Source organism: Staphylococcus agnetis (genome assembly GCF_011466855.1).
In the GTDB taxonomy this organism is placed as follows: domain Bacteria; phylum Bacillota; class Bacilli; order Staphylococcales; family Staphylococcaceae; genus Staphylococcus; species Staphylococcus agnetis.
This window is the reverse complement of the sequence record NZ_CP045927.1, coordinates 875,288-888,694: the sequence shown is the minus strand read 5'-3', so window position 1 is coordinate 888,694 and position 13,407 is coordinate 875,288. Positions and strand designations below refer to the sequence as shown.

10 protein-coding genes are annotated in these 13,407 nt (G+C 34.9%); 3 read left to right on the top strand and 7 right to left on the bottom strand.

Annotated features, from left to right (window positions below; all coding sequences use genetic code 11):
- Position 1 precedes the first annotated feature (1 nt).
- The 7 genes from topA to ylqF all read right to left on the bottom strand — a co-directional run bounded on the left by topA (position 2) and on the right by ylqF (position 7,572).
- Complete coding sequence (gene topA, locus GJE18_RS04475; RefSeq protein ID WP_060550903.1) at positions 2–2,071, bottom strand: type I DNA topoisomerase; 2,070 nt, start codon at positions 2,069–2,071, stop codon at positions 2–4.
- Positions 2,072–2,165: 94 nt separating this feature from the next.
- Positions 2,166–3,047: a DNA-processing protein DprA gene (gene dprA, locus GJE18_RS04470; protein WP_107368344.1), complete on the bottom strand. Its 882-nt coding sequence runs from the start codon at positions 3,045–3,047 to the stop codon at positions 2,166–2,168.
- Between the two features lie 212 nt (positions 3,048–3,259).
- The gene (gene sucD, locus GJE18_RS04465; protein WP_060550901.1) at positions 3,260–4,168 is read right to left on the bottom strand and encodes a succinate--CoA ligase subunit alpha; all 909 of its coding nucleotides are present in this window, start codon (positions 4,166–4,168) and stop codon (positions 3,260–3,262) included.
- A 21-nt stretch (positions 4,169–4,189) separates the two neighbouring features.
- Positions 4,190–5,356, bottom strand: coding sequence for an ADP-forming succinate--CoA ligase subunit beta (sucC, locus tag GJE18_RS04460; protein ID WP_037564702.1), 1,167 nt, complete (start codon positions 5,354–5,356; stop codon positions 4,190–4,192).
- Positions 5,357–5,568: 212 nt separating this feature from the next.
- Positions 5,569–5,838 carry a hypothetical protein gene (locus GJE18_RS04455; protein WP_037564707.1) on the bottom strand — a complete coding sequence of 90 codons (270 nt, stop codon included), beginning with the start codon at positions 5,836–5,838 and terminating at the stop codon, positions 5,569–5,571.
- Positions 5,839–5,924: 86 nt separating this feature from the next.
- Positions 5,925–6,701, bottom strand: coding sequence for a ribonuclease HII (locus GJE18_RS04450; RefSeq protein WP_060550900.1), 777 nt, complete (start codon positions 6,699–6,701; stop codon positions 5,925–5,927).
- Positions 6,691–7,572 (bottom strand): ribosome biogenesis GTPase YlqF, encoded by an 882-nt coding sequence (gene ylqF / locus GJE18_RS04445; RefSeq protein ID WP_060552473.1) that lies wholly within the window; start codon positions 7,570–7,572, stop codon positions 6,691–6,693. Before ylqF ends, GJE18_RS04450 begins: the two co-directional genes overlap by 11 nt.
- Before the next feature lie 228 nt (positions 7,573–7,800).
- Between ylqF and GJE18_RS04440 the strand changes: the two genes are divergently transcribed.
- From GJE18_RS04440 to GJE18_RS04430, 3 genes are read left to right on the top strand one after another with little or no spacing between them, the layout of a single operon-like run.
- Positions 7,801–8,163, top strand: coding sequence for a GtrA family protein (locus tag GJE18_RS04440; RefSeq protein ID WP_105995858.1), 363 nt, complete (start codon positions 7,801–7,803; stop codon positions 8,161–8,163).
- A 27-nt stretch (positions 8,164–8,190) separates the two neighbouring features.
- On the top strand, positions 8,191–10,785 hold the full coding sequence (locus GJE18_RS04435) for a YfhO family protein (RefSeq protein ID WP_060552472.1): 2,595 nt from the start codon (positions 8,191–8,193) through the stop codon (positions 10,783–10,785).
- Positions 10,782–13,376, top strand: a complete 2,595-nt coding sequence (locus GJE18_RS04430; protein ID WP_243746728.1) for a YfhO family protein — start codon at positions 10,782–10,784, stop codon at positions 13,374–13,376. The genes GJE18_RS04435 and GJE18_RS04430 overlap by 4 nt, the downstream gene beginning before the upstream one ends.
- Positions 13,377–13,407 lie beyond the last annotated feature (31 nt).

Sequence of the window (13,407 nt, the reverse complement as noted above, 5' to 3'; positions counted from 1 at the left end):
CTTATTTTTGAACTTTCTCTTTATAATCGCAATTAGAACATACAACTTGTGAAGTACGTCCTTTTTTAGACTCAACTAAATAATGATTACATTTAGGACAATCACGTCCTACAGGTTTATCCCACGTGACGAAATCACATTCAGGATAACCACTACAACCATAAAACACGCGGTTTTTCTTAGATTTACGCTCTACAACGTCACCTTTTTTACATTTAGGACAAGTAACACCAATAGGTTTTACAATTGCTTTTGTATTACGACAGTCAGGAAAATTCGAACACGCCATAAATTTACCATAACGTCCCATTTTAATTACCATTGGACTGCCACATTTTTCACAGTCTTCACCCGCAGGTTCATCTTTGATTTCGATTTTTTCCATTTCTGATTCTGCACGTGCGACATCTTGTTTAAAGCTGTTGTAAAAATCGCTTACTACTTTTTTCCATGCGATATCACCATCGGCAATTTTATCCAACAATGTTTCCATATTCACTGTGAAATCAACATCAATAATCTCTGGGAAATAGTCTTTTACTTGCTCATGAACGATTTCTCCTAATTCTGTTGGTACAAAACGCTTATTTTCACTTTTAACATAATTACGTTTTTGAATTGTATCAATGGTAGGTGCATACGTCGATGGTCGACCAATTTTAAGTTCTTCTAAAGTTTTAACGAGACGTGCTTCAGTATATCTTGGTGGTGGTTGCGTAAAATGCTGAGCTGGATCAATTTTAGTTGCGAGTGCTTGATCTCCTACTTTGAGTTCAGGCAAGCGATTTTCCTTTTCTTTTTCTTTATCATCTTGTGTTTCAACATAAAGTGTCATAAACCCTTTAAATTTTATTGTTTGCCCGTTCGCTCTAAATTTCACGTCATTTTGTGTTAAATCTACAGCTACCGTATCAAGAATTGCTGGAGCCATTTGACTCGCTACAAAGCGTTCCCAAATCAATTTATACAAACGGTATTGATCTCGAGTAAGAAATGGTTTCATTTCGTTCGGTGTACGCATTGTACTTGTAGGACGGATTGCTTCATGCGCGTCTTGATCGCCTTGTTTACCCTTAGATACAGACTTCGTTAAATAAGCGTCACCATATTCTGATTGAATAAAAGTTTTAGCTTCAGCTTGTGCATCTTTAGAAATACGAGTTGAATCTGTACGCATATACGTAATTAAACCAATCGTACCTTTACGTTTTAAATCAATACCTTCATATAATTGTTGCGCCACCATCATCGTTTTACGTGCCTTGAAATTCAATTTACGTGCTGCTTCTTGTTGCAACGTAGAAGTTGTAAACGGATTCGCCGGTTTTCTTATTTTTTCTTTTTTAGTCACATTAGTGATGTCAAATTCATTACCATTTAGCGCTTTCGTAATCGTATCAACATCTTCTTTAGTCGATAGTTTAAATGGCTTCCCTTTATAATGAAGAAACTTGGCCGTGAATTTAGATTTCTTATGTCTAAACTCACCTTCAATCGACCAATACTCTTCAGGTTTAAAATTGCGAATTTCATTTTCTCGATCAATAACTAATCTAAGTGCAACAGATTGAACACGTCCAGCTGAAAGTCCTTTTTTTACTTTCTTCCATAATACTGGAGAGATATTATAACCTACGAGTCTATCTAATACACGTCGTGCTTGTTGCGCATCGACGAGTTCCATTTCAATGCCTCTTGGATTTTTAAAGCTTTCTTTTACCGCATCTTTAGTGATTTCATTAAATACGACACGGTTTTCTTTACTGTCTTCTAATTCTAAAATATGAGCTAAATGCCATGCAATCGCTTCACCTTCACGATCGGGGTCACTTGCTAGAAAAACTTTTTTCGCCTTTTTAGCATATCTTTTTAAATCTTTAACGACCGGCCCTTTACCGCGGATGGTAATATATTTAGGTTCATAGTTATCGTCAACATCGACACCCATTTGACTTCGAGGCAAATCACGCACATGCCCCATCGATGCAACAACTTTATATTTTTTTCCTAAATATTTTTCTATCGTTTTAGCTTTTGCAGGCGATTCAACGATGACAAGATTATCTGCCAAAGCAGTTCCCCCCTTGCGATTTCTGTTTACAAAGATAAATGATAAACTGTAAATTTTATATTTGTCAATCTTTTGTATTTAATTATGATCAAGTTCACTGAATTGACGTATTCAAATCTTTCAAAATATCTGCTGCTGAAAGTACAATTTCAGCACCTTCCTTAATACGCATCATATTACCTTTTGTGTGTTTATTAAACATATCTCCAGGGAGTACATACACATTTCGATTATGTTCTAATGCTTGATCTAACGTGATAAGTGCACCACTTTTCTCTTTTGCTTCTGTAACTAGAACGCCATGGCTCAGACCACTGATTATACGATTACGTTCAGGAAAACGGAATTTTGCGGGTGGCGTCATAGGAGGATATTCACTAATAGTTAATCCTCGTCGGTTCATTTCAATTGTGTGTCGAAGTGATTTTGTTACTGAAGGATAATGATAATGATGCCCAAACCCTAACACACCTATTGTAGGTAATGAATATTTGAGCGCATAATCATGCGCAAGTGCATCTGTTCCTTTCGCAAGACCAGATACAATGATTAAAGGTGCGTGTCTCATCTCATGAAGAAGATAATTGACAGCTTTTTCGCTATAAAGCGTACAGTCACGTGCACCCACTATGCCGAGTTTGTACTTAGAAATGGTAACGTGTGTCAGGTCGCCTTTACAAAATAATAAAAGTGGCGGTTGGTAAATTTCTTTTAAAAGTGTTGGGAATTGCTCATCTAATATGGTGATTGGAAAAATGTTGTCGTGACGAAGTTGTTGTAAAATATTAGAAGCACTTAATGTATGAAATGTTTGCAGTTTCAATCGTAACGAAGAAGGACTTTGGTGCGTAATATATTGATGCAAAATAGGTGTGATGTCTGATGACAAAACGTCAATAGGTCGCTTAAAAATGCGATAAAGTTGCTGTGTCGTGAAACCTGCATATCGCAATTTGATTAAATTTTCTAATAGCACAATTGTATCACCTCAAAACAATTGTATCGTATTCATATGTGCTATAATGTGTCTAAAAAAAGGATTAAAATTAGAATTTAGAATTGATTATAGAGTCATTTATTAGTTCAATTAGAGATATGGCTCAAAAAATATATTCAACATTCTAACAAAGCACTTTATATACAAAAAGGATGGAACCTATTTGGCTCCATCCTTAAATATTTCTACGCTTATTTTTTTACCGTTAATAATTGTTCATAAATGCCTGCATCTTTGGCAGCTTGAATTAATGTAGAACCGATTTCAGAAGGCGTATCTGCAGTCTTAACACCACAAGCATTAAGCGTTTTGATTTTTTCATCCGCAGTACCTTTACCACCAGAAATAATAGCGCCAGCATGACCCATACGTTTTCCTGGAGGTGCTGTTTGACCACCAATAAAGCCTACAACTGGTTTTGTCATATTGGCTTTAATCCATTCTGCTGCTTCCTCTTCAGCTGTACCACCAATTTCACCAATCATTACAACTGCATGTGTATCATCGTCTTCATTGAATGCTTTTAAAACGTCAATAAAGTTCGTACCATTCACAGGGTCGCCACCAATACCTACAGCTGTTGATTGACCAATGCCTTCTTCAGTTAATTGATGCACTGCTTCATACGTTAATGTACCAGAACGAGATACTACGCCTACATGACCTTTTTTATGGATATATCCTGGCATAATACCGATTTTTGTTTCGTCAGAAGTGATGACACCTGGACAGTTTGGACCAATTAAACGTGTCTTTTTACCTTCTAGATAACGTTTCACTTTAACCATATCAATAACAGGAATGTGTTCTGTAATACAAATCGCTAGGTCTAATTCTGCATCCGCACATTCTAAAATGGCATCTGCAGCAAATGGTGCAGGTACGTAAATCACTGATACGTTCGCACCCGTTTCTTTTTTCGCTTCTTCTACTGTGTTGTATACAGGTACACCTTCTACAACTTGACCACCTTTACCAGGTGTCACACCTGCTACGATTTGTGTACCATATTCTAACATTTGTTTAGTATGGAAAAGGGCTGTAGACCCTGTAATACCTTGTACGATTACTTTTGTATTTTTATCAACAAATACACTCATTTTCGTTGTCCCATCCTTTCCTTACGCTTCGTTTACAAGCTTAACAATTTTTTGAGCACCTTCAGCCATCGTTGTAGCTGGTTCAATTGCTAAACCTGAATCTTTTAAAATTTGCTTACCAATCTCAACATTTGTACCTTCAAGACGTACAACTAATGGTAATGTTAAATCAACTTCTTTAACTGCGGCTACAATACCTTCAGCGATGACATCACAACGCATAATACCACCGAAAATATTTACAAAAATACCTTTCACATTGCTATCACCTAAGATGATTTTAAATGCTTCCGTTACTTTTTCTTTTGTAGCGCCGCCCCCTACGTCAAGGAAGTTAGCTGGGGTACCATTAAAATGATTAATCGTATCCATTGTCGCCATAGCTAAACCTGCACCATTGACCATACAACCAATGTTACCGTCTAGTGCAATATATGATAAATCATATTTAGAAGCTTCGATTTCTTTAGGATCTTCTTCGTCTAAGTCGCGTAATTCTAAAATATCTTTATGACGGAATAATGCATTGTCATCAAAGTTAATTTTAGAATCCAGCGCTAAAACATCACCTTCACCTGTTAAAACAAGCGGGTTGATTTCTACGATAGAACAATCTTTCTCGATGAACACATTGTATAAAGAAATTAAGAATTTAACAGCTTTATTGACTGATTCTTTAGGAATATTAATGTTAAAGGCAATGCGACGTGCTTGATATGGCGCTAAACCTACAACCGGATCAATGGTTTCTTTGAAGATTTTCTCAGGGTTTGATGCTGCAACTTCTTCAATTTCAGTTCCGCCTTCTTCAGATGCCATTAATGTCACTCTATCTGTCGCACGATCAATGACAAAGCCAACATAATATTCTTTTTGAATATTTGCGCCTTCTTCAATGTAAAGACGTTTCACTTCTTTACCTTCAGGCCCAGTTTGGTGTGTAACTAACACTTTGCCAAGTAACTCATTCGCATATGTTTCAACTTCTGATAAAGATTTGGCAATTTTAACACCGCCTGCTTTACCACGTCCACCTGCGTGGATTTGCGCTTTCACTACATATACATCACTGTCTAATTCTTTCGCTTTTTCCACAGCTTCTTTCGCTGAGAAAGCCACGCGCCCCTCTGGTACTGCTACGCCCATTGAGCGAAAAATTTCTTTTCCTTGATACTCATGGATATTCATACTCCATCCTCCTGTTTCTTAAGGTTAAGTTCATTTTCAATTATAGAAAATGTAAGCGCTATTGTAAACAGATAGACGCTTGTTTTTACCTATCTTTCAATCACTTAACACCTTGTTCATTATTGTAAAAATAGACCTCTCACGATATCGATGTGCTTAACATAAAAACTCGCATACATGTTAAACACGTATGCGAGTGATACAACGCCTTCTTATTTATCAGCTTGGAAAGTAATTTGTGTGTCTTCATCCATAGGTACACTTACAATTTTCTGTTCATCCTCAGTTGATTCAACAACAAACTGATGTTCCTTCAAAATACGAATTAAGTCTGATTGTGATTCTTTCTCTATAGAAACATTTAAATTCGTTTCAATCTCATCTTTAATTTTTCTTAATTTGTTTTCGTCTTCAGTAATTTCAGTATCAGTTTCTTCAAAGTGGACTAATACTGTATAAAGTTTTTGTAATGTTTCATCCATAAGTATGTTTAATTCCTTTCTTTTTGGACATATTTACATATTAAAACAAATCAACTTAAATTTCCAAATATTTTAATTTTTCCACTTTAGCTCAATAGCGATTTAATCGGCTCAAACGTCTTACGATGTATCGGTGTAACCCCATAGTATTTCAAGCCTTCAAGATGTTTCTTTGTTCCATATCCTGCATTATTGTGAAAATCATAATGTGGATACTGGTCGTGATAATCTTCCATTAAGTTATCCCGATATACTTTAGCGATAATACTCGCAGCGGCAATGGATACACTTTTGGCATCACCTTTAATAATAGACGTTTGCGGTTCGGTAACGTCTTCCAAATGCATCGCATCGATTAAATAATGTGTTGGTTCGACATCTAAATTTTGAATTGCACGATACATTGCTAACTTTGTAGCTTCATAAATATTTAATTTATCAATTTCTTCTGGTGAAGCAGAACCAATCGCCCAAGATGTCACATTTGACTGTAATTTGAGATTCAAATCATCACGCGTCAATTTATTTAATTTTTTCGAGTCGTTGATACCAATATAATTATGATTGTGCTCTAAAACCACAGCACTTGCGATCACAGGGCCAGCTAGAGGGCCCCGCCCTACTTCATCGATACCACAAATTATTGCATGTGGATGATTCGTTAATATCTCGTTTTCATATTTACACATTGCTTCGTAATCTTGTTGCATCTGTAGTTGCTTTTGAATATATTTACGTTGGCGCGTAAATGCTTTTTGCACGCCTTTTCGAGAATCATGATAACTTGGATGCCTTTCTAATTCCTCTAAAGACATGATTTCAAGCAACTCTTTTTCAATATCCTTAATCGTTTTAACTGTCATGTTGATCAGCACTCGTTTTAAATTGATCATATAAATCAAAACAATATGTTCCAATTTTAGCGTTACGTATATCATATACGATTAATTCGATGACCGCTTCATAGTCAATTTCACTGCCGCGACGTAGTAAACCGCGTTTACGGCCAATTGCATCAAACCATTCAATATTTTCTGCCGTTTTTTCTACATCGACTTTATAATGGTTTTTTAAATTTTCGTAGTCATGTTCAATTAAAAATTCCAAACCATAAATAGCCACATCATCCAAATGAACAATACTATCTTTAATTGCCCCTGTTAAACTCAATTTTTTCCCGACAATTTGATCTTCAAATTTAGGCCATAAAATCCCAGGAGTATCTAACAATTGAAGGGATTTACCCACTTTAATCCATTGTTGTTGCTTTGTAACACCAGGCTTATTACCCGTTTGCGCAATCGCACGATGAGCCAATTTGTTTATCAACGTCGATTTACCTACATTAGGAATACCTACAATCATGGCACGGATTGCACGAGGCTTTAAACCTTTGGCTTTCTCTCGATTCATTTTTTCTTTCGTTGCTGTTATTGCAGCCGCTTCGACTTGTTTTAAACCTTTGCCATGTTTTGCATCCACCATAACAGGTATAGCGCCTTTATCCTTAAAAAAAGTTTCCCATTTTGTTAGTTCGTTTAAATTCGCCATATCCTTTTTATTTAAAATCACCACCCGTGGTTTTTGTTGAATGACCTCATCAATCATTGGATTACGTGAACTATATGGAATACGTGCATCAACAAGCTCAAACACAACATCAACTTTTTTTAATTGTTCTGTTACTTCTCGTTTTGCTTTAGCCATATGGCCCGGGTACCATTGAATTACCAACACGTTTCACTCACTTTCATCTATCTTTAACTCGAATCATTTACACACTAAAATATGATTTATGTTATATTTATCTTAGTTTTTAACTATATAAAATATGTGTCATCATTCGTTAAATACTTTTTCTTCAACCCTTAGTATAATTGTTTTTAACGTCAAAGGCTATCCTAATTGACACATCTCTAGAATCGTATGAAAGTAGGAATAAATTTGTTTAAAACTGAAAGAATGTATGAACTCATCCGATTTGTGATAGTCGGTGGGATTAATACTGTCAATTATTATGCGATATATTTACTATTATTATCCCTTTTTCATGTTCACTATTTAATCAGTCACATCGTTGGCTTTGTTGTTTCATTTATCATCTCATACTACCTCAATTGTTATTTTGTATATAAAGTTCAACCTACATTGAAAAAGTTTTTAGCTTTCCCATTAACACAAGTCGTCAATATGGGCACACAAACTTTATTCATTTTTATTTTTGTACATTATTTTCATTTCAAAGAATTTATTGCACCTTTCGTCGGTTTAATTATTACAATTCCGATTACATTTATCTTATCAAGGTATATATTAAAAGATTAATTATTGAGAGGTAATCACATGTATAAAATAAAACACCGTTTATTATACTTTCTTTCATTTTTACTACTATCGATTGTCACACATAGTTATATCTTATATAAGTTTTTTAAAGACGGTATTTTATTTACGGGTCCCAACGACGGCATAGAACAAATGGTTCCTATTCAAATGTATATTTATCAAAAGTGGTCGTCAGGAACTTTTTTCTATGCGACAGACTTTGGTCTCGGCGGTGATTTTTTTACAGATTTATCATATTACTTCACGACTAACATTTTATTTATTATCAATGTGATCATCGTGAAACTCTTACATATCATGCATCTCGTTGAACCCAATCATCTCATGTTTTGGTTCCAAAATGCGATTGTTATATCCATTATAAAATGTGCACTTATTCTTGCAGCCACTAATTATTACGCTTCATATTTAAAGCTGAATGCCATATCTAAATGGGTATTTGCTACTGGCTTTGCGTTTTCACCCTTATACTTTAGATTTACAGTATATTGGCCATTTTTTAGTGATGTATTTATTTTATTACCACTTTTGTGGGCTAGTATAGAAAGATATTTCAAAACAGGTAAAGTCGGTCTATTTATCCTAATTGTCACCCTCTCATTCATCAATAATTTTTACTTTGCGTATTATCAATTATTAATGGGGTTACTCTACTTTATTTTACGCTTATACATTCGTCATCCAGATGATTTGATGTCAAGAAAGCAAACCATTTTCACATTATCCATTGGTGCCATTTTAGGTTTAGGTTCAAGCTTGCTTTTTTTCTTCCATGGCGCACGTAGCTTTTTAAATAATGAACGCGTTCCATTTGATACAGCGATTCCTTTCATTGAAAAGTTTAATCAAAATACAAACATTATTTATGATAACTATCTTATTGTCATATTAATCATAAGTATTCAAGCGATACTCACCTTTAAGTTGTATCGAAATATGTATTTTAAATTGTTTGCTATACTGAGTATCTTAACGATTATCTCAGCGTACATCCCATATGTTGACAGTATATTTAATGGTTTTTCAGCGCCTCAAAAACGTTGGCATTATTTATTGGCGTTTTCAACGAGTGGTTTAATCGCATGTTACGTGCAGCATTTTTTTAAAATACATTTACGTACATATCTGTGGACATCTTCTTTCGTGTTAAGCTTAGTTATCATTAGTGCGATAATGTATGAAAAATTTGTTATATGGATACCTTGGCTCATCATCGTGTGGTTTATCGGTGGCATCACATTATATATAAAACAACAACATTATCGTCATCCAATGCGCTTGGTTTATGGATCAAGCATCATTATTTTATCCATACTTGTGTCAAGTGTATTCACGCATTTTCAAATCTTTCATTCGGACCATTTAAAACGTGCTAATACATTTTATGTCAATGCAAGTCTCTATCATACACCACTCCAACAAGCGTTAGTGAATAAAATGACACGTCAAAAAGCGCCAGAAGAACGCATAGATTGGCGGGTGAATGAACAAGACAATACACCGATGTATCAACATTTTAAAGGATTAAGTTTGTACTCTAGTATTTTTGATCAACAACTTATTGATTTATATTACAATGCATTAATGATAAATATTAAAGAAGAGTCAGTCAGTCGCTATCAATCGACTGGAGGCCGTGCCAATATCGCAAGTTTAATGTCTATCCGTTATCAAATGTTAAAAGATTATCAAGGAAATTTACCCCAATATTTTAAACAAGTTGACACGTCTGGTCAGTACCGAATTTATGAAAACCAAAACGTCCTTCCAGCTGTCAAAGTGACCGATACGTATTATGATGCGGATCAATTAAATACAGCAATAGATCGTGAACATGCGATGATAGATGGTGTTGTTTTAGAGGGGCAAGGACAGCCCTATCCTGCGCCTGCACCTAACTTATTAAAACAAACGACATTGCAGTATCAAAATGCTCAAAGTGTCGATCAAACACACATTAATGTCAATCAAGGGTATGGCGGGGCGACATTAACGCTACCGAAAGCATTACGATCAAAATATAAAGATTTTTACCTGGTCATACACGTAAAACGAGGTCTGCCTGATAGTAATCATGTGATCGATATTAATGGATATCATAATAACCGATTATTTAATGCCTCAAAATACCGTACTGGACAATACGATTTACTTTATCGTACACAGCCTGATCAAAACGGAAAAATCCATATACGTTTGTCTCCGAAAGGAAAGTATGCATTTAAACTATTAGGTTTATACGGTGAAGACTATCAAACGTTACATCAAGCATCTAAAGAAAAAAACTATACGTATCATGAATCGCGATCTACGATAAATATAGGTTTAAAAAATCATAATAAAGGTATGATGGTGATAAATATACCTTATCTACATGGTATGCGCGCTACTGTAGATGGGCAATCTGTAAAACCTGAAAAAGTAAATTACTTTATGACAGGTATCCCAGTTAAACAACATGCGAAAAACGTTGAAATCACATATCGTCCCCCATATTTCTATACGATGATTATCATTTCAGTTCTTTCAATTTTAATCGCATTTTGGTTTTCAAAATACAGTTATAAGAAGAATATTAAACGAAAGAGTGAGGCAGATTGAAAGCATCTCTTAAAAACAAGTTGATCAAATGTTTTAAAATCTTTTTAATGGCTTTAGGTGTGGCAGCTGTCGTATATGTCCCTGTCATTTATCGCTTTATCGTAGATGGGATTATATATAGTGGTAATGGGGACGGCTTTAAACAGATGATGCCTTTCCAACGATTTCTATATGATCGCTTTACCCATTTTTCATCTCTATACGATGTTTCAATGGGTCTCGGTGGAGATTACTACATGGACTTAGCCTATTACTATTCCACATCCGTAGTTATGTACCTTAATTTTATAATGATTGCGATTGGCCAATGGCTATTTCATTTAAATCCATCTGAAATCTCATTTTGGCCCGCAAATCAAATTTTCACCGGTTTCTTTAAATGTATGATCACATTCTTCGTCACATATGGCATGTTTCGTGAATTTCATTTAAAAGGAAAATATCGCTTTATAGGCGCATTTTTATATAGTGCATCATCGGTATTATATTATTTTAATTTTACTTGGTCGTTTTTCGGTGACATTTTAATTTTCTTACCGTTGTCGATTTGGGGCATCGAGCGCTTTTTTAAACAACGAAAAATTGGTGTATTTATCCTTGCCATTAGTTTAACGTTGTACTCTAATTTTTATTTTAGTTATTATGAAACCATTGCTTTAACTGCTTATTTAGCTTACCGAATTATATTTAAACATCCTGAGGATATCTTTTCACGTTGGCAGAAATTATATTTATTAATTCCGGCCACCATGTTTAGTTTTTGTATCGCTTCATTCGGGTTCGTTTCTGGAGTACGCTCTTTTATCAATAATGACCGTACATTAAATCAAATTTTCATTTCACCCATTATTGACTTTTCACAAAAATACCATATATTTACCAACGGATTTTACATAACGTTAACTTTTATTGTCATTGTTGCATTATGCTCATTTAAACTGTATCGACATTATTATTTTAAAATGTTCGCAATTTTAACATGGTGTATTCTCATAGGATCGCTATCGCTCTACTTCGATAGTTTTTTCAATGGCTTTTCAGCTCCACAACGACGTTGGGTCTATTTATTGGCACTTACTACAAGTGGTTTGATTGCACTCTGGTTGAAACATTTTTCTGAATTAACGTTAAAAGATTATGTGAAAGCTTTATCACCTTTAGTGATCTTAGCAATTTTCACAGTATTATTTTCACGTGGCGCCATGTGGTGGATGATTGTTGGCGTATTGATATTAATCCTTTTAGGATACATGTCATGGCGTGCACACTCACATTCCAGATGGTTAATGACTGTTGTCATTTCACTCTTTGTATTACAGCAATTTGTTTTATTAATGAATTACCATACGAACAATATCGCAAAATATCAATCCACGATGAAGGATATTGATGCACCTAAATACCATAGTCAACCGCTTCAACAGAAAATAAATCAAATTACATCACATCAACAAGATTTAGACCGTATTGATTATATGGACAGTTATGCCGTTAATGCTGGGATGATTTATAAATTTAATGGTGTTTCCTTATATTCAAGTATTTTTGATGGTAACATCCTCGAATATTATGATAAAACGATGCAAATCAACATGGAATACGATAGTAATAGCACCTATAGAATGTTAGGTAATCGTGCAAATTTATATGCACTATGGGGTGTCACTGACCGTATTAAAAAAGCGCCAGATCAAAATTTACCATACGGTTTGAAAGTAGAAGACACGATAAAAGATGGCGCTACAACATGGGAACATGCGCGTAATACTGTTCATTATCCTGCAGCCCATTTAACGTCACGTATCTATGACCCTAAATCACTTAAATCACCTATTGACCGTGAACATGCAATGTTATTAGGGGTCGTTAGTGATCAACATAAAGCCAATTCACAGTTAAAAACGAATCCAAACTTAATTTCGCAAGCTACGATTACTGAACGCGATGCGAAAATTTTAGGCAATCAATTAAATGTCAAAGAAACTGATGGTGGTGTCACGATTAAGTTGCCAGAATCCGTACAAAAACAATTTAAAGATTATTATATAGAATTAGATGTTGAACTACTTCAACCGAATCAACCACATTATTTAGATGTAAATGATTTTCATCAAAGACGATCTAATCTAGATTACCAGTACCGACGTTTTGTAACCCCTGTTACTGTACGAGTTCCAGTTAAAGATGCAATACACATTAAACTAAAAAAAGGCACATATCGTTTTCAAGTCAACGGCATCTATGGTGAGAATTATCAAACCTTACGAAATGCTCAACATGCCGTCGATCCCGTTCAAGTGACTAGACACCGAGATCGCTTAGATGTGACAATGTCACCTAAAAAAGACAGTTACCTCGTGTTACCGATTCCTTATAGAGAAGGTTTATACGCGAAAGTAAATGGTGAAAAAAGAGCCATCACCCAAGGAAACGGCTTACAATCAATCGTTCCGGTTCATAAAGGAGAACATAAACTTACAGTGCACTATGCAATTCCGTATTGGCCAGTATTACTTATTTTAACGATTATCGGTATTTTTGGTGCATATTTATATAGACGATGGTTAATTAAAAGTAAGCTATGTAAATAAATGATGTGCATTATACAATAAACCCCTTCAG